We start from the raw sequence: 18,296 nt of genomic DNA on the forward strand, positions 1-18,296 counted from the left end.
GCGCCCCGCGCCGCCTCGTCGGCCGCCTGCTGCGCGGCCCGCACCTCCTCCTCGACGACCCCGGCGGGCACCCGCAGGACGCGGCCCCGGTAGCGGGCCGCGAGGGCGTCGGCGGCGGCCGGGTCCCGCTCGTCGTTCACCGCGACGATGAGGACGTTGGAGCCGTCCGGCACTCCCCGGCTCAGGACCGTGAGCGCGTCCACCTCGCCCGCCTCCTCCTCGCCGGTGGCCGCGAGCCCGAAGAGGGTCCCCGCCGTCCAGCCGAAGAGGACGCCGACCGGGCCCGCGAGGACGCCGAGGAGCGCGCCGACGACGCCGCCCGCGCCGGTCGTGAGGTACTCGGCGGGGGCGTAGGTCTCGGTGACGGAGAGGGTGCCGTCGTTCGCGCGTTCCAGGACGGCGGCGCGGCTCACCTCCTCGGTCTCCTCGGCGTCGTGGAAGGCCGCGTAGGTGTCGCTGGGGTCGGGGAAGCTGAAGAAGAGGACGTTCGCGTTCCAGGCCATGACCGGGGGCTCCCTTTCGTGCGCGGGGACGGCCGTACGCACCGCGCGCCGCCGGTACGCACCACCGCACCGACGGTAACCAGCCCGCCCCGCCCGCGCACGCCCGCCCCGCCCGCCTCCTTCGCGTGTTTCGCCCCGATACATCCCCCTGCGACCGTCATAGTGGGCTCCCATGAGCACCCCGCACGAGGAGCCGGCCCTGCCCGAAGCCGCCCAGGACAACTCCCCCGACCGGGTGGTCGTCGCGCTCGGCGCGCTCGGCGTCCTCGGCGTCGTGCTGTGGGCCTCGCTCGGGAAGGGCTCCTTCGACGCGGCGTCCGGCGCGGCGCTGCCCTGGGTGCTCGACAACTTCGCGTGGCTCTTCGTCATCGCCGCCGACGTCTTCCTGATCCTCAGCCTCTACCTCGCCCTCGGCCGCTACGGCCGCATCCGGCTGGGCGGCGACGATGCGCGGCCGGAGTTCCGGAACTTCTCCTGGATCGCGATGATGTTCAGCGCCGGGATGGGCATCGGGCTGATCTTCTACGGGGTCGGCGAGCCCGTCGCGCACTACCTCAGCCCGCCGCCCGGCAGCGGCGCCAGGCCCCGTACGGAGGGAGCGGCGAGCGCGGCGATGCAGTACTCGTTCTTCCACTGGACGCTCACGCCGTGGGCGATCTACGGGATCGCGGGCCTCGCGCTCGCGTACACGACGTTCCGCAAGGGGCGCGGCAACCGGCTCAGCGCCGTCTTCGCGCCGCTCATCGGGGACCGCGCGGCGAACGGGGTGCTCGGGCGCCTCCTCGACCTGCTCGCGGTCTTCGCGACGGTGTTCGGCACGGCGACGAGCCTCGGGATCGGCGCGCTCCAGATCGCGACGGGACTCGACCTGACGGCGGGGCTCGACACGAGCAAGACGGTCGAGCTGCTGATCATCGTGGTGCTGGGCGCGGCGTTCGTCGTCTCGGCGTTCACGGGGCTGCACGGCGGCGTGAAGTGGCTCAGCTCCGTCAATCTGGTGATCGCCGCCGCGCTGATGGTCTTCGTGTTCGTCGCCGGGCCGACCGTCTTCCTGCTCGACGCGCTCCCGTCGAGCGCGGGCGGCTACCTGGACCGGCTCGTGGCGATGGCGTCGAGCACGGGGGCCTTCGGCGACGAGAAGTGGCTCGGCGCGTGGACGATCTTCTACTGGGCGTGGTGGCTGTCGTGGGCGCCGTTCGTGGGGACGTTCATCGCGCGGATCTCGCGCGGGCGCACGATCCGCGAGTTCCTCCTCGCGGTGCTGCTCGTGCCGAGCGGCGCGACGGCGCTGTGGTTCGTCGTCCTCGGCGGTACGGGCATCCGGCTCGACCGCACGGGCGCGGTCGACATGGCCGCGAAGGCGAAGGAGGGCACCGAGGCGACGCTCTTCGCGATGCTCGACGCGCTGCCGGTGCCGACGGTGACGGCGTGGGTCGCGATGGTCCTGATCATGATGTATTTCGTGACGAGCGCGGACTCCGCGTCGCTCGTGATGGGCTCGCTCACGAGCCGCGGCGCGCTCCACCCGCGCCGGTGGCTCGTCATCACGTGGGGCGTCCTGATGGCGGCGGTCGCCGCGGCGCTGCTCCTCGCGGGCGGCCTGGACTCGCTCCAGTCCGCGACGATCCTCGTCGCGCTGCCCTTCGTCGTGGTGATGCTCTTCCTGTGCTGGTCGCTCCTGCGCGAGCTGCGCACGGACCCCGGGGCGGGTCCCACGCGCTCGGAGGGGAGCCACGGCCTGCGGGACGCGGTCCGGGCGCTGGTCGGCGAGGAGCTGAGGTCCCGGCCGGTCCGCACCCACCGGCTGCCGCCGGAGCGGCCGGACGGCGGCCCCCGCGACTGAGAGATCTTGGCGGCACCTCTGGACACCCGCCGCCGCGAGTGCTGTCATACCGCCGAGCCCTCTGATTTCCAACGTTGTAAGGGAGTTGGGCGCACCACCGTACCCCGAAGAGCCCGAAGAGCATCTGCCGAGCCGACAGGAGCACCACCCCCCATGCACCTGAATCGCAGACAGTTCACCTCCGCCTCCCTCGCCACCGCCGGCGCCCTCGTCCTCGGTGCCCGCTTCTCCGGCGTCGCGACGGCCGCCGGGAACCGGGTCGCACCCGCCCCGGGCGGCCACTACACCCCCAACGCCGCACCCCTGCGCCCCACCGCCTTCCTGCGCCTGCCGCCCACCGCCGTCACCCCGAAGGGCTGGCTCGCGACCCAGCTCACGCTCCAACTGCGCGGCCTGTGCGGCCAGTACGCGAAGACCTCGCACTTCCTCGACCGCGCCACGAGCGGCTGGGCCCACCCGGAGCGCGAGGGCTGGGAGGAACTCCCGTACTGGCTGCGGGGATACACCGATCTCGCGATCGTCACGCGCGACGCCGAGGCGCTCGCGGCCGTACGGGACTGGATGGACGCGATCCTCGCGACCCGGCAGCCCGACGGCTTCTTCGGGCCCACGAGGCTGCGCACCTCGCTCGGCGGCGGCCCCGACTTCTGGCCGTACCTGCCCCTGCTCCAGGCGCTGCGCTCCTGGTACGAGTACGACGGCGACGCGCGTGTGGTCCCCGCCCTCACGGCGTTCCTCCGCTACATGAACGCGCAGGGCCCGGGCGCCTTCAACCAGAGCTGGGTGTCCGTGCGGTGGGGCGACGGACTCGACACGGTCTACTGGCTCTACAACCGCACCCAGGACGCCTTCCTCCTCGACCTCGCCGACAAGATCCACGCCAACGGCGCCGACTGGCGCGGCCGTCTGGCGAGCCCGCACAACGTGAACATCGCGCAGGGCTTCCGCGAACCGGCCCAGTACGCCCTGCGCAGCGGCGAGGCAGCGGACACGCAGGCCACCTACTCCACGTACGAACTCGCCATGAAACACGGGCAGTTCCCCGGCGGCGGCTTCGCTGGCGACGAGAACATACGGGACGGGCACGACGACGCGCGCCAGGGCTTCGAGACGTGCGGCGTCGTGGAGTTCATGGCGAGCCACGAGCTGCTGACCCGGCTCACCGGCGACCCGCTGTGGGCCGACCGCTGCGAGGAGCTGGCGTTCAACGCGCTGCCGCCCTCGCTCGACCCGTCCGGCAAGGCCATCCACTACGTCACGAGCGCGAACAGCGTCGACCTCGACAACACCCCCAAGTCCGACCGGCAGTTCCAGAACTCCTTCGCGATGCAGGCGTACCTGCCCGGCGTCGACCAGTACCGCTGCTGCCCGCACAACTACGGCATGGGCTGGCCGTGGTTCGCGCAGGAACTGTGGCTCGCGACGCCGGACAACGGCCTCGCCGCGGTGATGTACGCGCCGAGCGAGGTCCGCGCGAAGGTCGGCGCGGACGCCACCGAGGTGACCGTGAGCACCGACACGGCCTACCCCTTCGGCGACACGCTCACCTTCACCGTCCGCACCCCGCGCCCCGTCGCCTTCCCGCTCCGCCTCCGCGTCCCCGCGTGGTGCGCGGCCCCCGAACTGACCGTGAACGGCACCAAGTCGGCGGCCCCCGCAGGCCCCGCCTTCACCACGGTGAGCCGTACGTGGCAGGACGGCGACACCGTACGGCTCCGCCTCCCGCAGCGCGTCACCGTGCGCACGTGGGCGGACCAGCACGACGCGGTGAGCGTCTACCGCGGCCCGCTCGCCTACGCGCTCCGCGTCGGGGAACGGTACGAACGCCTCGGCGGCAGCGACCAGTTCCCCGAGTACGCGGTGCACGCGACGGGCACGTGGAACTACGCCCTGCTCCCCAACGGCCCCACGCCCACGGTCCGTTCCACCGGAGCCGCCCCGACCGCGAACCCGTTCACGCTCGACGGCACCCCGCTCGCGCTCACCGCGCGGGCCCGCCGCCTGCCGGAGTGGAGCGCGGACGCCCAGCACGTCGTGTGGCCGCTGCAACAGAGCCCGGCCCGGAGCACGGAGCCCGAGCAGGACGTGACCCTCGTCCCGCTCGGCGCCGCCCGGCTGCGGGTCGCGGTGCTGCCCACGGCGGACGCGGGCGGCACGCCATGGCTCGCGCAGCGCTGGTACCGGCTGCGCAACAAGCACTCCGGGAAGGTCCTCGCCGTCGACGGCATGTCGCACGCGGACTCGGCGCGCGTCGTGCAGTTCGCCGACAGCGGCACCGCCGACCACCTGTGGGAGCTGGTCCCGGAGGGCGACGGCTGGTACCGGGTCCGCAACCGCGAGTCGGGCAAGGTCCTCGGCGTGGACCTCATGTCGACGGCCGACTCGGCGCGCGTCGTGCAGTTCGCGGACAACGGCACGGACGACCACCTGTGGCAGTTCCTGCCCGAACCCGGCGGCTCCGCGTACCGCCTCAAGGTGCGGCACTCCGGCAAGGTCCTCGGCGTCGACGGCATGTCCACCGCCGACTCCGCGCAGGTCGTCCAGTTCGCCGACAACGGCACGGACGACCACGTGTGGGAGCTGCTGACCTGACGCCTACAGCTCCACCCCGTAGTACCGCACGCCGTCCTCCTCGCGCTCGAAGACGAACCCGGCCGCGAGGAGGACGCGCTGCGAGGCGACATTGCCGACGTCGGTGTCCGCGGCGACCCCGCACGCGCCCTGCTCCCGCGCGAACACGAGCAGCCCGCGCACGGCCTCGGACGCGAACCCCTGCCCCCACACGGCCGGAACCAGGTCGTACCCCAGCTCGACCCACCCCCGGTCGTCCGGCGGCCCGTGGAACCCGATCCCGCCCACGGCGGCCCCGTCCGCGCGCCGCCGTATCTCGTACGCGGGAAACTCCGCCGGATACCCGTACTTCTCCAGCATCTCCAGGTAGTGCAACGCCCCCACCCGCGAGGTGTGCCCCGGATACCCCTCCCCCCACGGCACCGCCCCGGGCCCCACCCCCGGCACCCCCGCCGCGATCTGCTCGGCCTCCGCCACCGTCAGGGGATGCAACACCAGTCGCCTCGTCGCGAGATCAGCAGCCATGGCTACGGGCATACCAGGTGCGGTCGCGCTTCGCAGCCGTTTACCGCAATCGCGGGCGGCGGGGCGCGGGTCGATCGGAAACAGCGTGGCCCTGCCTCTTCGGAGACGCTCAGCGCCACTCCGCGGGAAGGTTCCCGAATTGCCGGAGGACATCCCAGTCCACAGGACGCTTCTCCGGCAGGTACCAGGGCCCGCCCCGCGCGGCCCAGTATCCGCGCAGGGCACGGATGCCTGCCAGGCTGTACCAGTCCCCGGGGACCGCGAGATCATCGATTCCGGACTCGGCACCGCAGCAAGGGCAGCGAAGCCCGGTCGGCGCGCCTCGGTGCCAGTACGTTTCGCCGGAGAGACCGCACAAGCGGCAGACCGTTTCCGTGCCGAGCGAGCCGTACCGCTCGCGCTCGGCGATCCGGCGCTCTCGGTCCACCGGGGCCGGCACCGGTTCGCGCCACGGTGGGGGGATGTTCGCCAGCTGGGCGAAGAGGTCCCACTCCGCAGGCCGCGACCGGGGGTGGCTCCACTCGGCCCCCGCCCCGAGCCACCAGCCCCGGAAACGGTGCAGCTGAGCCACGCCGTCCCACGAGCCCGGGCTCGCACCGAAGTCGCCCGTGCCCGACTCGCTGCCGCATGAGTCGCAGAGGGCGGCCGTCGGCTGTCCGTTCTCCCAGAACCGGTCGCCGTCCCAGCCACACATCCGGCAGAAGTCCTCCTCATCGACCTCCGCCGACGAAGCCGTCATCACCAGGCACCTCCTCGTCACAGTTCTCGGCCGATGCGGACGCCGGTCTCGGCGATGCGGGCGCCGGGCGACTCATCGTCCCACCGGTCCCGTCAGCGCCACCGCTCGGGGATCTGCGCCAGCTGCTCCTCCCGGCTCCACCCCGCGGGCCGGAACCCCGGCTCCTTCCACTCCCCGCCGGAAGCGAGCCACGCGGCGCGATTCGACGTGACGTACTCGCGGTCGACGTCCCCCAGACCAGCGGCCACGCCGCAACAGGGGCAGAGGTGGTACTGGGGCGCTCCGTACGCGTCCCACAGCGCCCCGTCCCCGTCGAGCCCGCACACCCGGCAGATCTCCTCGACCGGCACGACCGGCCATTCCTCGCGCGCCACGCCCATCCCTCCCCGGACCCCTGGGACACTGCGGAACCCCTTGGACACTTCCGGACACGAAGCCCCAATCAAGAGCAACGCCCCGGCACCCGCAACCGAATAAGCCCACGCGCACACGAAAGCCCCCGCCCCCGGAACACCGGGAGCAGGGGCCCGCGCACCGCACACCACGGCCCGCGCACGCGTCACCGCAGCGCCCGCGCCACCTCCACCGCCCAGTACGTCAGCACACTCCGGGCCCCCGCGCGGCGGATGCCGAGCAGGGACTCGCGGATGGCGGCCTCGCGGTCGATCCAGCCGCGCTGGGCAGCGGCCTCGATCATCGCGTACTCGCCGGAGATCTGGTACGCCACGACCGGGACGTCGACCGACTCGGCGACCTTCGCGAGGACGTCGAGGTAGGGCCCGGCCGGCTTGACCATGACCATGTCCGCGCCCTCCTGGAGGTCCAGGGCGAGTTCGCGCAGCGACTCGCGCAGGTTCGCGGGGTCCTGCTGATACGTCTTGCGGTCGCCCGTCAGCGAGGAGCCGACGGCCTCGCGGAACGGGCCGTAGAACGCGGAGGCGTACTTCGCCGTGTAGGCGAGGATCGCCACGTCCTCGTGGCCCGTCTGGTCGAGCGCGTCCCGGATGACGCCGACCTGGCCGTCCATCATGCCGCTCGGGCCCACGACGTGCGCGCCCGCGTCGGCCTGGACCTGCGCCATCTCCGCGTACCGCTCCAGCGTCGCGTCGTTGTCGACCCGCCCCCGCGCGTCCAGGACGCCGCAGTGCCCGTGGTCGGTGAACTCGTCCAGGCACAGGTCCGACATGACGAGCAGGTCGTCGCCGACCTCCGCCCGCACGTCGCGCAGCGCCTGCTGGAGGATGCCGTCCGGGTCGGTCCCCGCCGTCCCCACCGCGTCCTTCTTCGCCTCCTCGGGCACGCCGAAGAGCATGATCCCGGAGATCCCCGCCTCGGCCGCCTCGACGGCCGCCTTGCGGAGCGTGTCGCGCGTGTGCTGCACGACCCCGGGCATGGTCTCGATCGCGACGGGCTCGCCGATGCCCTCCCGCACGAACGCGGGAAGGATGAAGTCCGCCGGGTCGAGCCGCGTCTCCGCGACCATGCGGCGCATCGTCGCGTTCGTACGGAGCCGACGCGGCCGGATGCCGGGGAAACCGTCGCCGTACTCGCTCATACTCGAACCACCTTTACGAAGAACACGGGAACACTCGGGCACACGCGGTCGTCACGTGGTGCTGCGCCGCCTGCGCGCCCCCGGACGCCGCTCGCTCGGCCGGGTCACCTGCTCGCCCGCGTCGAGCGCGGCCAGCCGGCGCCGGGTGCCGAAGTCGGCGAGCGCGGCGGCGAGCTTGAGCGCGGACGGCTCGGGCGCCATGACGTCCACGCGCAGCCCGTGCTCCTCGGCCGTCTTCGCCGTCGCCGGGCCGATGCACGCGATGACGGTGACGTTGTGCGGCTTGCCCGCGATGCCGACGAGGTTGCGCACGGTGCTGGAGGAGGTGAACAGGACCGCGTCGAAGCCGCCGCCCTTGATCGCCTCCCGCGTCTCGGCCGGGGGCGGCGAGGCGCGCACGGTGCGGTACGCGGTGACGTCGTCGACCTCCCAGCCCAGCTCGATGAGCCCGGCCACGAGCGTCTCCGTGGCGATGTCGGCGCGCGGCAGGAAGACGCGGTCGATCGGGTCGAAGACCGGGTCGTACGGGGGCCAGTCCTCCAGGAGCCCGGCGGCCGACTGCTCGCCGCTCGGCGTCAGGTCCGGCTTCACGCCGAAGTCGACGAGGGCCTTCGCGGTCTGCTCGCCGACCGCGGCGACCTTGATCCCCGCGAAGGCGCGCGCGTCGAGCCCGTACTCCTCGAACTTCTCCCGCACCGCCTTGACGGCGTTGACGGACGTGAACGCGATCCACTCGTAGCGCCCGGTCACGAGTCCCTTGACGGCCCGCTCCATCTGCTGCGGGGTACGGGGCGGCTCGACGGCGATCGTCGGGACCTCGTGCGGCACGGCGCCGTAGGAGCGGAGCTGGTCGGAGAGCGCGCGGGACTGCTCCTTGGTGCGCGGCACCAGGACCTTCCAGCCGAAGAGCGGCTTCGACTCGAACCAGGCGAGCTGATCGCGCAGGGCCGGGGCGGAACGCTCCCCGACCACCGCTATGACCGGTTGCGCGCCCTCCGGCGAGGGCAGCACCTTCGCCTGCTTGAGCACCTGGCCCACGGAGGCGAGCGTCGCCGTCCAGGTCCGCTGCCGGGTCGTGGTCCCGGCGACGGTCAGCGAGATGGGGGTGTCGGGCTTGCGGCCCGCGCTCACCAGCTCGCCGGCCGCCCGCGCGACGCTCTCCAGCGTCGTGGTGACGACGACGGTGCCGTCGCTCTGCCCGACCTCGGTCCAGCAGCGCTCGGAGGCGGACGCGGCGTCCACGAACCGTACGTCGGTGCCCTGCGCGTCGCGCAGCGGAACCCCGGCGTAGGCCGGGACGCCGACGGCGGCGGCGATGCCGGGGACGACCTCGAAGGGGATGCCCTCGGCGGCGCAGGCGAGCATCTCGGCGGCGGTGTCCGTGTCGAGACCGGGGTCCCCGGCGACGGCTCGGACGACCCGCCTGCCGCCCCGCGCGGCCACCATGACAAGATTGGCCGCGTCACCGACTCCCGGCGTTCCGGGCTCGGTTGACGTCTCGTCGGTCAGCAGGGGTGCGTCCGCGTCGGTGCGCGCGTGCGCCCGGACGACGTCGAGCACCCGGGGCTCGGCGATCAGCACATCGGCCGCGGCCAGTGCCTCCACGGCCCGCAGGGTGAGCAGGCCGGGGTCGCCGGGACCCGCGCCCAGGAAGGTGACATGCCCGTGGCCCGCCTCGGTGGCGACGGCGGCAAGGGCGGAGGTGGTGGGGCTCATCGTGCTCGCTCCCCCATCAGACCGGCCGCGCCCTTCGCCAGCATCTCGGCGGCGAGTTCCGCGCCGAGCGCCTCGGCCTCCGCTTGCGTGGAGGGCACGTGACCGGTGGTGGTCAGCTGCACCAGCGCGGCACCGTCGGTCGAGCCGACGACACCCCGCAGGCGCATTTCGGTGGTCTGCCGCTGCTGCGCGGCCTGGTCCTGTGTTCCGTCGAAGTCGGCGAGCGCGCCCACAGGGGCGCTGCACCCCGCTTCGAGCGTCGCGAGCAGCGCCCGCTCGGCGGTCACGGCGGCCCGCGTGTACGGGTCGTCGAGCCGGGCCAGCGCCTCGGCGAGCGGCCCCGGGGGGCACTCGACGGCGAGCGCTCCCTGGCCGGGCGCCGGCAGGACGATGTCGGGCGCGAGGTACTCGGTGACCTCACCGCCCCTGCCGAGCCGGTTGAGCCCGGCCGCGGCGAGAACCACGGCGTCCAGCTCACCGTCCCGTACGAAGTTGATTCTGGTGTCGACGTTGCCGCGGATCGGCACCGTCTCGATGCCGAGTCCGTGCGCGCGGGCGTGGGCGTTGAGCTGCGCCATGCGGCGCGGCGAGCCGGTCCCGATCCGCGCGCCCCTCGGCAGGCGCTCCAGGGTGAGCCCGTCGCGCGCGACGAGCGCGTCCCTGGCGTCCTCGCGCCGCGGGATCGCGGCGAGCACGAGCCCTTCGGGCTGCGCGGTCGGCAGGTCCTTCAGGGAGTGCACGGCGAAGTCCACGTCACCGCGCAGCAGCGCGTCGCGCAGCGCGGTGACGAAGACCCCCGTACCTCCGATGCGCGCGAGGTGCTCGCGCGAGGTGTCGCCGTACGTCGTGATCTCCACGAGTTCGACGGGACGGCCCGTCGCCTCGCGCACGGCATCGGCCACGAGCCCGGACTGCGCCATGGCGAGCTTGCTGCGCCTGGTGCCGAGCCGGAGTGGCTTGTCGGTCATGACCGCCCTCGATTCGGGTCGTCTGTACTGCTCGCGTCGGCCCTGCTGACGGCGGCCACCGTCTGCGGGTCGAGGTCGAAGAGGGTGCGCAGCGCGTCCGCGTACCCGGCGCCGCCGGGCTCGCTCGCGAGCTGCTTCACCCGCACCGTCGGCGCGTGCAGGAGCTTGTCCACGACGCGGCGCACGGTCTGGGTGATCTCGGCGAACTCGCGCTCGCCGAGGCCGGGAAGGCGCCCGTGCAGGCGGGCCGTCTCGGCGGCCACCACGTCGGCGGCCATGGTGCGCAGGGCCACCACGGTGGGCGTGATGTGCGCGGCCCGCTGGGCGGCGCCGAAGGCGTCCACCTCCTGGGCCACGAGGTGCTGCACCCGCTCGACGTCGGCGGCCATGGGCGCGTCGGCGCTGGCCGCGGCGAGCGATTCGATGTCGACGAGGTGGACGTGTTCCAGGGCGTGCGCCGCGCCGTCGATGTCGCGCGGCATCGCGAGGTCGAGGAGCGCGAGGGGGCGTGCGGCGCGGGACGCCGTGGCCTCCTCGATCGCCTGGGCGGGCAGCACGAGTCCGGTCGCGCCCGTGCACGAGACGACGATGTCCGCGCGGGGCAGTTCGTCGGTGGCCTCGCCGATCGGCAGGGCGCGGGCGGCGACGCCGGTACCGCCGGGCTGGGTGAGGATCTCGACGAGCCGGTCGGCGCGCTCGCGGGTGCGGTTGGCGACGGCGATCTCGGCGACGCCGGCCCGCGCGAGCGTGGCGGCGGCGAGCGAGGACATCGAGCCGGCGCCGATGACGAGGGCGCGCTTGCCCTTCGCCCAGTCGTCGACCGAGGTGCCCGGCTCGCTGCTCCCGGCGAGCTGTTCGAGGCCGAAGCTCACGAGGGACTGGCCCGCGCGGTCGATCCCGGTCTCGCTGTGGGCGCGCTTGCCGACGCGCAGCGCGGACTGGAAGAGGTCGTTGAGGAGGCGGCCCGCGGTGTGCAGTTCCTGGGAGCGCGCGAGGGCGTCCTTGATCTGCCCGAGGATCTGCCCCTCGCCCACGACCATCGAGTCCAGGCCGCAGGCCACCGAGTAGAGGTGGTGGACGGCGCGGTCCTCGTAGTGGACGTAGAGGAAGGGGGTCAGCTCTTCGAGGCCGACGCCCGCGTGCTGGGCGAGGAGCGTGGAGAGTTCGGCGACGCCCGCGTGGAACTTGTCGACGTCCGCGTACAGCTCGATGCGGTTGCACGTGGCGAGGACGGCGGCCTCGGCGGCCGGTTCTGCGGCGAGGGTGTCCTGGAGGAGCTTGGCCTGCGCGTCCGCGGTGAGCGCGGCGCGTTCCAGGACGCTCACGGGGGCACTGCGGTGGCTGAGCCCGACGACGAGGAGACTCATGCCCGCATCACGGCGGGCAGGTCGCCCTCCGGTCCCTGGCGGTCCCCGCTGCGAGCGGCGCGCTCGCCGGGGGTCTCCTTCGCCGCGACGCCGCTGACGGCGGTGGTCGGCGCGTTCCGCACGGCGCTCTCCTCGGCGAGGTTCTCCTCACCGGCCTTGCGCTGCTCGTGGAAGGCGAGGATCTGGAGTTCGATGGAGAGGTCGACCTTGCGCACGTCGACGCCGTCCGGCACGGCGAGGACCGTGGGGGCGAAGTTGAGGATCGAGGTGACGCCGGCCTCGACGAGCCGGTCGCAGACCTGCTGCGCGGCCCCGGCGGGCGTGGCGATGACACCGATCGAGACGTGCTGCTCGCGGATGACCGTCTCCAGCGTGTCGATGTGCTGGACGGGGATGCCCGCGACGGGCTTCCCGGCGAGCGCCGGGTCCGCGTCGACGAGCGCCGCGACCCGGAAGCCGCGCGAGGCGAAGCCGCCGTAATTGGCGAGCGCGGCGCCGAGGTTGCCGATGCCGACGAGGACGATCGGCCAGTCCTGGGTGAGGCCCAGCTCACGCGAGATCTGGTAGACGAGGTACTCGACGTCGTAGCCCACGCCGCGGGTCCCGTAGGAGCCGAGGTAGGAGAAGTCCTTGCGCAGCTTCGCGGAGTTGACCCCGGCCGCCGCGGCGAGTTCCTCGGAGGAGACCGTGGGAACCGAGCGCTCGGAGAGTGCGTTGAGTGCGCGGAGGTACAGCGGAAGGCGGGCGACGGTGGCCTCGGGAATTCCTCGGCTGCGGGTCGCCGGTCGGTGAGTTCGGCCAGTTGCCACGGTGCTCCTGCGGGTAGAGCGGGGCTCTGGGCGGTCAGTTGTCCCAGGACCGCCCCGTCGCCAGCAGGCTATGTCTTTGTGAACGCGTGCACAAAGATGGTGTCCGTTTTGTCCGGCCAAAGTGACCGGGGTCACGTGGCCGAATCCCCACGTCGGGGAACCATTTCGCGCGGGGCGCGAGCGACCGTGCGGGGACAACCCCGACACCTCTTTCCGAATGCTCAGTGCCCCCGCAGCCTGCGATTCGATGGTACCTGGGTTATTTCAGCCCCTCCGGCGAGGAGCGGGGTCCGGGGCGGAGCCCCGAAAGCCGTCACCGCAGAGCCCGGCGCAGCCGCTCCGCGTCCACCCTCCAGAACGTGTGCTGCTCCCCGTCCACCAGGACGACCGGCACCTGTTCCCAGTACTCCCGGTACAGCGCCTCGTCCCGCGTGATGTCCTTCGCCTCCCACGCCACCCCCAACTCCCCGCACACCTCCGCGACCACGCGCTCCGCGTCCTCGCACAGATGGCACTCCGGCTTCGCGATGAGCGTCACGGTCCGTTCGGCTGCGGGCCTGCGCCGCCCGAAGAGTCGTCCAGTCATACGGGCCATTCTCCGCCCCGCCGCCGCACCGTCCGGCCGCCCGCGCGCCTCCGCAGCGCCCGTTTCCCGTGCGCCGCCGTTCCCGCTAACTCGTTATGCTCGACCGCATGGCCGCTCCCGGATGGCTCACCCCGCGCAGGCGCCCCGCCACCGCACGCAGCGTCCTCGCGGGCGAAGCGGCGGCCGAGGCCGCGCGGAAGAGCGAGAGCGAGTCCACCGGGGACGTCCCCGAGCCCGAGTTCCCGGTCGCGGGGGACACCCGCGCCGCCGCCTTCTTCGACCTCGACAACACCGTCATGCAGGGCGCCGCCCTCTTCCACTTCGGCAAGGGCCTCTACAAGCGGCACTTCTTCGAGCGCCGCGAACTCGCCCGCTTCGCCTGGCAGCAGGCGTGGTTCAGGATCGCGGGCGTCGAGGACCCGGCGCACATGCAGGACGCGCGGGACAGCGCCCTCTCCATCGTCAAGGGCCGCCGCGTGGCGGAACTCACGTCGATCGGCGAGGAGATCTACGACGAGTACATGGCCGACCGGATCTGGCCGGGCACCCGCGCCCTCGCGCAGGCCCACCTGGACGCCGGGCAGAAGGTGTGGCTCGTGACGGCCGCGCCCGTCGAGACGGCGACGATCATCGCCCGCCGCCTGGGCCTGACCGGCGCGCTCGGCACGGTCGCCGAGTCGGTCGGCGGCGTCTACACGGGCCGCCTCGTCGGCGAGCCGCTGCACGGCCCGGCGAAGGCGGAGGCGGTACGGGCCCTGGCCGCGGCCGAGGGGCTCGACCTCGCGCGCTGCGCGGCGTACAGCGACTCGTACAACGACGTACCGATGCTCTCGCTCGTCGGACATCCGTACGCGATCAATCCTGACGCGAAACTGCGCAAATATGCCCGCGACCGCGAGTGGCGGCTGCGCGATTACCGGACCGGTCGCAAGGCGGCCCGGATCGGCGTCCCGGCGGCCGCCGGACTGGGCGCCGTGGCCGGCGGCACGGCCGCCGCGGTGGCCATCCACCGCCGCCGTCACTGACCGCGTCCACCGCGAAGCGGCACGTCAGACCCCTCACCTTCACTCTGCGTGAAGCTCGCCGTGTGGGCCCGAGGTTCAGCCATACCCAGCCGGGTCCCCCGGTAGTCGCGATTCCGGGCAGCCGTGTCGCCGCGACACGCACTCGGAAGACTTCGCGCAAAAACGGTCACCAACAGGGCTTTTGAGCGATCACCGATGCCCGCGACTCCATAAGAGAAGCGACGCAAGCGATGATTTAGGCAACTCGGTGTAGCGCCGCCTGCACGAAGCGTTATTCTCCTCAAACGCATGACGGCCCCCCGCCTCCTGTACGCCGAGTGAACATGAGCCCGAGCGGTACGGGGACGAGGAGCCGGAGTGCACGTGATGGAAGCTCTGCCTCTGGGAGTCCCGTGTACCCACACGTCGGGGTTGACGCCGCGGGCCTGGCCGCTCTCCGCGCCTCGGTAGTCGACCGCCTGCGCGGTTTCGTCCCCACCGCGTACGCCACACCCGTCTTCGCCACGCCCGCGCCCGCGCGACCGTGCTACGCCCTGGCCGAGTCGAGTACGGCTGTCGGCAGACGCGGCAGGTCCGCCGCGGCCACCACCACCCACCGCCGGCCCGCCGCGGACAGCGACAGCGCCCGCATGATGGACCTCGTCGAGAGGGCGCAGAGCGGCGAGGCCGACGCCTTCGGCCGCCTCTACGACCAGTACAGCGACACGGTCTACCGCTACATCTACTACCGCGTCGGCGGGAAGGCGACGGCCGAGGACCTCACGAGCGAGACCTTCCTGCGCGCCCTGCGCCGGATCGGCACCTTCACCTGGCAGGGCCGCGACTTCGGCGCCTGGCTCGTGACGATCGCCCGCAACCTCGTCGCCGACCACTTCAAGTCCAGCCGCTTCCGCCTCGAAGTGACGACGGGCGAGATGCTCGACGCCAACGAGGTCGAGCGCAGCCCGGAGGACTCCGTCCTCGAATCCCTCTCCAACGCCGCCCTCCTCGACGCCGTCCGCCGCCTCAACCCCCAGCAGCAGGAGTGCGTGACCCTGCGCTTCCTCCAGGGCCTCTCCGTCGCCGAGACGGCCCGCGTCATGGGCAAGAACGAAGGCGCGATCAAGACCCTCCAGTACCGCGCCGTCCGCACCCTCGCCCGCCTCCTCCCGGAGGACGCCCGCTGAACGAGAAGGCCCCGCCGCGGGCGGTCGCACCGGCGCCCCGCCCTCACGCACCGCGCCCGGACGGCCACGTACGGACACACTCCCCGCCTCTTCGTCACCCGTCCGTAACCCCGCCCCCGAACCCGTCGTTGTCCCGGACGCAGGCTCCCTCCGGTCATGCCGCCCCCGCCACGGCGGCGGCCCCCGCCAGGACCTTCCGGGGAGCCGATCGTCATGACGAGAGGAGGTGCCGCCAGTGATCGCGAACGTCTCGGCGCACCGGCGGGCGAACGCCTTCGCCCAGGCCCTGGACGAGCGGCCCGGGCAGGGCCTCGCGGCGCAGCAGGGCACCGTACGGGAGCCAGGGGACCGCACCGACGAGCCGAGCCGGATGCTCGCGCTCGCCACCGGCCTCGGCGCCCTGCCACCGCCCGTGCTGGACCCCGAGGTGAAGGTGGTCCAGCGGGCCCAACTGGTCGCCGCGATGGAGACCATGCTCCGCGAGGGCACGGTGCCGGGCCTGGAGGGCCCACGCCCTTCGGTGCCCGGTCAGCGCTCCCGCAAGGGCGCCCACCGGGCGAACCCGCTCAGCAAGCTCAAACCCCGCACCCGCCTCTCCAAGCGGCTCGCCGCGGGCGGCCTCACGGTGAGTGTCGCCGCGGGGGCCTTCGGCGGGGTCGCGGCGGCGAGCGGCGACGCCCTGCCGGGTGACTCGCTCTACGGGCTCAAGCGCGGGATGGAGGACCTCAGGCTCGGCATGGCCGGGGACGACGCCGATCGCGGGCAACTGCTCCTCGACCAGGCGGGGACACGGCTCTCCGAGGCCCGCAGACTCATGGACCGGGGCAGCGCGGGCCGCCTCGACCACGAGCACCTCGGCGAGGTCCGCCGCGCGCTCAACGGCGTCAAGTACGACGCGGGCGAGGGCCACCGGCTGCTCAGCAAGGCCTACGAGGCCGACCACTCCCTCGGCCACCTCCAGGCCCTCTCCTCCTTCGCGGGCACCCATCGCGAGGCGTGGGACCGGCTGCGCGAGCGGCTTCCGGTCCAGTTCGTCGAGGTGAGCGACGAGGTCACCTCGGTCTTCGACGCGATGGAGAGCGAGGTCACCCCGCTGCTGCCGCACACCCCGGCCGCGGCGCCCGGCACCCCCGAGCAGCCGGGCTCCCCGACCGCGGGCGACCGCGACAGCGCCTCGCCGCACGCCCGCGAGCGCGATCGGCACCCCGGCGACGGCAAGGACGAGGACCCGCGCGAATCCCCCGGCCGGGGCGGCGCGCACGGCACCTCGCCCGCCCCCTCCGGGCAGTCCCAGGACGACGACGGCCTCCTCGGCGACGCGGGCCGGCTCCTCGACCCCCTCAAGCCCTCGACCGGCGCCCCGTCCCCGGACGGCACCGGCGGCGGGAGCGCGAAGGGCGAACAGGGCGGCAAGGGCGGCGACAAGGACCACGCGCCCGACCCGGTCCCGGACATCACCCTGCCCCCGCTCCTGCCAGGAGTCCTGCCGGGCCTCGGCCTCGGCGTGGAGGACGACTCGTAGGACACGGCGGGCGGTACGGGAGCGGGGCCGCGCCTTCCACGGGGCGCGGCCCCGCTCCTCTACCCGGGCGGACGGGCCGACGGCGGGCTGACGGCTGGGCGGACGGACCCGTCAGAAGAACACCGAGCGCCGCCGCACCAGCGCCTCGTACAGCATGTGCTGAATCCGCTCCCGCACCTGGTCCGTCAGGTTGAAGACGAGCATGGGGTCCTCGGCGGCGGCGGGCGGGTACCCGGAGGTGTCGAGCGGCTCGCCGAACTCGATGGTCCACTTCGTCGGGAGCGGGAGCGCGCCGAGCGGGCCGAGCCACGGGAAGGTCGGCGTGACGGGGAAGTACGGCAGGTTGAAGAGGCGCGCGAGCGTCCTCGCGTTGCCGACCATGGGGTAGATCTCCTCGGCGCCGACGATCGCGCACGGCACGATCGGCGCCCCGGCGCGCAGCGCGGTCGCGACGAAGCCGCCGCGCCCGAAGCGCTGGAGCTTGTACCGCTCGGCGAACGGCTTCCCGAGCCCCTTGAACCCCTCCGGCATCACTCCCACGAGTTCGCCCGCGGTGAGGAGCCGTTCGGCGTCCTCCGCGCAGGCGAGCGTGTGCCCCGCCTTGCGCGCCAGCTCGCCCACGACGGGGAGCCGGAAGACGAGGTCGGCGGCGAGCAGCCGCAGCCGCCGGGCCGCCGGGTGCTCGTCGTGGAGCGCGACCTGGAGCATGAGCCCGTCGAGCGGCAAGGTCCCCGAGTGGTTCGCCACGAGGAGCGCGGCGCCTTCGGCGGGCACGTGCTCCAGGCCCTTCACCTCGACGCGGAAGTACTTCTCGTACAGCGGCCGCAGCGCCTCCAGGAACACGCCCTCGGTCAGCTCGGCGTCGTACCCGAAGTCGTCGACCTCGTACTCGCCGGTGAGCCGCCGCCGCAGGAAGGCGAGCCCGCCCGCGAGCCGCCGTTCCCACTCGGGCCCCGCCTCCTCGCGCGCGGCCCCCGGCAGCTCCCGCACCTCCGCATCGCCGCCGTCCCGCCGCTCGCCGCCCTCCCGCCGCTCCCCGCGCCGCTCGCGGGCGCGATCGTCGTCGAACGGGATCACTTTCGCGTCGGCCATGGGGCGGGACTCCTTCGGGTGCGGTGGTACGGATCTGTGCGGGGCCTGTCGAGGCGGGCGGGGCCGGTCAGGGGTCAGGGCGTACGGAGCCGGGCGAGGTGGTCGATGGCGGCGCCGACCCGGGCGGGCGGGAGCAGCCCGGGGCCGCAGGCGCGCGCGTAGTCGGCGAAGGTCTCGGCCGTCCCGTGCGCCGGGACGAAGCCCAGGTTCTCGCGGAGCCGGTCGGTGGCCACGACCCTGCCGTGCGTGAGCATCCGCCACTGCTCGGGCGAGAAGTCCCCGAGCCCCGCGCCGCGCAGCGCGGCACCC

General features: G+C 73.3%; 16 protein-coding genes and 1 pseudogene. 5 read left to right on the forward strand and 12 right to left on the reverse strand.

All coding sequences use genetic code 11. The annotated features are described in order from the left end of the window. Window positions 1-503: histidine kinase (locus tag G3I42_RS12540; protein ID WP_164285396.1), on the reverse strand; the 503-nt coding region annotated here is incomplete at its 3' end. A 172-nt stretch (window positions 504-675) separates the two neighbouring features. On the opposite strand from G3I42_RS12540, the gene G3I42_RS12545 reads away from it, so the two are divergent. Together G3I42_RS12545 and G3I42_RS12550 are read left to right on the forward strand one after the other, a co-directional pair. Continuing rightward, the gene (locus G3I42_RS12545) at window positions 676-2,346 is read left to right on the forward strand and encodes a BCCT family transporter (RefSeq protein WP_164285397.1); all 1,671 of its coding nucleotides are present in this window, start codon (window positions 676-678) and stop codon (window positions 2,344-2,346) included. A 153-nt stretch (window positions 2,347-2,499) separates the two neighbouring features. Beyond that, on the forward strand, window positions 2,500-4,938 hold the full coding sequence (locus G3I42_RS12550; protein ID WP_164285399.1) for an RICIN domain-containing protein: 2,439 nt from the start codon (window positions 2,500-2,502) through the stop codon (window positions 4,936-4,938). 3 nt (window positions 4,939-4,941) lie between these two features. Here the strand turns inward: G3I42_RS12550 and G3I42_RS12555 are convergent, their stop codons facing one another. The 9 genes from G3I42_RS12555 to G3I42_RS12600 all read right to left on the reverse strand — a co-directional run bounded on the left by G3I42_RS12555 (window position 4,942) and on the right by G3I42_RS12600 (window position 13,182). Then, window positions 4,942-5,454, reverse strand: a complete 513-nt coding sequence (locus G3I42_RS12555) for a GNAT family N-acetyltransferase (RefSeq protein ID WP_164285400.1) — start codon at window positions 5,452-5,454, stop codon at window positions 4,942-4,944. Between the two features lie 97 nt (window positions 5,455-5,551). Continuing rightward, window positions 5,552-6,181: a hypothetical protein gene (locus G3I42_RS37535; protein ID WP_239096415.1), complete on the reverse strand. Its 630-nt coding sequence runs from the start codon at window positions 6,179-6,181 to the stop codon at window positions 5,552-5,554. A gap of 92 nt (window positions 6,182-6,273) precedes the next feature. Further along, the gene (locus G3I42_RS12570) at window positions 6,274-6,555 is read right to left on the reverse strand and encodes a hypothetical protein (protein ID WP_164285402.1); all 282 of its coding nucleotides are present in this window, start codon (window positions 6,553-6,555) and stop codon (window positions 6,274-6,276) included. 185 nt (window positions 6,556-6,740) lie between these two features. Next, window positions 6,741-7,736: a porphobilinogen synthase gene (hemB, locus tag G3I42_RS12575; protein ID WP_164285404.1), complete on the reverse strand. Its 996-nt coding sequence runs from the start codon at window positions 7,734-7,736 to the stop codon at window positions 6,741-6,743. Between the two features lie 51 nt (window positions 7,737-7,787). Beyond that, a complete protein-coding gene (locus tag G3I42_RS12580; protein WP_164285406.1) occupies window positions 7,788-9,452 on the reverse strand; it encodes a bifunctional uroporphyrinogen-III C-methyltransferase/uroporphyrinogen-III synthase in 1,665 nt (554 codons plus the stop codon). Next, a complete protein-coding gene (gene hemC / locus G3I42_RS12585; RefSeq protein WP_164285408.1) occupies window positions 9,449-10,420 on the reverse strand; it encodes a hydroxymethylbilane synthase in 972 nt (323 codons plus the stop codon). The genes G3I42_RS12580 and hemC overlap by 4 nt, the downstream gene beginning before the upstream one ends. Next, window positions 10,417-11,787 (reverse strand): glutamyl-tRNA reductase, encoded by a 1,371-nt coding sequence (locus G3I42_RS12590; protein ID WP_164285410.1) that lies wholly within the window; start codon window positions 11,785-11,787, stop codon window positions 10,417-10,419. The genes hemC and G3I42_RS12590 overlap by 4 nt, the downstream gene beginning before the upstream one ends. Beyond that, window positions 11,784-12,596, reverse strand: coding sequence for a redox-sensing transcriptional repressor Rex (locus tag G3I42_RS12595; RefSeq protein ID WP_164285412.1), 813 nt, complete (start codon window positions 12,594-12,596; stop codon window positions 11,784-11,786). The genes G3I42_RS12590 and G3I42_RS12595 overlap by 4 nt, the downstream gene beginning before the upstream one ends. Window positions 12,597-12,909: 313 nt before the next feature. After that, the gene (locus tag G3I42_RS12600) at window positions 12,910-13,182 is read right to left on the reverse strand and encodes a glutaredoxin family protein (protein ID WP_164285414.1); all 273 of its coding nucleotides are present in this window, start codon (window positions 13,180-13,182) and stop codon (window positions 12,910-12,912) included. A 107-nt stretch (window positions 13,183-13,289) separates the two neighbouring features. Here G3I42_RS12600 and G3I42_RS12605 point away from each other — a divergent pair, with 107 nt between their 5' ends. From G3I42_RS12605 to G3I42_RS12615, 3 genes are all read left to right on the forward strand, one after another. Beyond that, entirely contained in the window at window positions 13,290-14,207 is a 918-nt protein-coding gene (locus G3I42_RS12605) for an HAD-IB family hydrolase (protein WP_164285416.1), read from the forward strand. Window positions 14,208-14,599: 392 nt separating this feature from the next. Then, on the forward strand, window positions 14,600-15,373 hold the full coding sequence (locus G3I42_RS12610) for an ECF subfamily RNA polymerase sigma factor, BldN family (RefSeq protein WP_009067884.1): 774 nt from the start codon (window positions 14,600-14,602) through the stop codon (window positions 15,371-15,373). 235 nt (window positions 15,374-15,608) lie between these two features. Beyond that, window positions 15,609-16,895, forward strand: a complete 1,287-nt coding sequence (locus G3I42_RS12615; protein WP_164285418.1) for a DUF5667 domain-containing protein — start codon at window positions 15,609-15,611, stop codon at window positions 16,893-16,895. Window positions 16,896-17,006: 111 nt separating this feature from the next. Here G3I42_RS12615 and G3I42_RS12620 read toward each other — a convergent pair whose 3' ends face one another. Together G3I42_RS12620 and G3I42_RS12625 are read right to left on the reverse strand one after the other, a co-directional pair. After that, complete coding sequence (locus tag G3I42_RS12620) at window positions 17,007-17,987, reverse strand: lysophospholipid acyltransferase family protein (RefSeq protein WP_164285420.1); 981 nt, start codon at window positions 17,985-17,987, stop codon at window positions 17,007-17,009. Window positions 17,988-18,061: 74 nt separating this feature from the next. Next, window positions 18,062-18,296, reverse strand: a pseudogene (locus G3I42_RS12625) (NAD-dependent dehydratase); the annotation flags it as partial.

This window comes from Streptomyces sp. SID11385, assembly GCF_010548245.1.
Classification (GTDB): Bacteria; Actinomycetota; Actinomycetes; order Streptomycetales; family Streptomycetaceae; genus Streptomyces.

Coding starts and splice junctions, on each gene's coding strand:
- hemB (WP_164285404.1), bottom strand. CDS start 7,736: ATGAGCGAGTACGGCGACGGTTTCCCCGGCATCCGGCCGCGTCGGCTC.
- G3I42_RS12600 (WP_164285414.1), bottom strand. CDS start 13,182: ATGACTGGACGACTCTTCGGGCGGCGCAGGCCCGCAGCCGAACGGACC.
- G3I42_RS12555 (WP_164285400.1), bottom strand. CDS start 5,454: ATGCCCGTAGCCATGGCTGCTGATCTCGCGACGAGGCGACTGGTGTTG.
- G3I42_RS12605 (WP_164285416.1), top strand. CDS start 13,290: ATGGCCGCTCCCGGATGGCTCACCCCGCGCAGGCGCCCCGCCACCGCA.
- G3I42_RS12620 (WP_164285420.1), bottom strand. CDS start 17,987: ATGGCCGACGCGAAAGTGATCCCGTTCGACGACGATCGCGCCCGCGAG.
- G3I42_RS12580 (WP_164285406.1), bottom strand. CDS start 9,452: ATGAGCCCCACCACCTCCGCCCTTGCCGCCGTCGCCACCGAGGCGGGC.
- G3I42_RS12550 (WP_164285399.1), top strand. CDS start 2,500: ATGCACCTGAATCGCAGACAGTTCACCTCCGCCTCCCTCGCCACCGCC.
- G3I42_RS37535 (WP_239096415.1), bottom strand. CDS start 6,181: ATGACGGCTTCGTCGGCGGAGGTCGATGAGGAGGACTTCTGCCGGATG.
- hemC (WP_164285408.1), bottom strand. CDS start 10,420: ATGACCGACAAGCCACTCCGGCTCGGCACCAGGCGCAGCAAGCTCGCC.
- G3I42_RS12590 (WP_164285410.1), bottom strand. CDS start 11,787: ATGAGTCTCCTCGTCGTCGGGCTCAGCCACCGCAGTGCCCCCGTGAGC.
- G3I42_RS12545 (WP_164285397.1), top strand. CDS start 676: ATGAGCACCCCGCACGAGGAGCCGGCCCTGCCCGAAGCCGCCCAGGAC.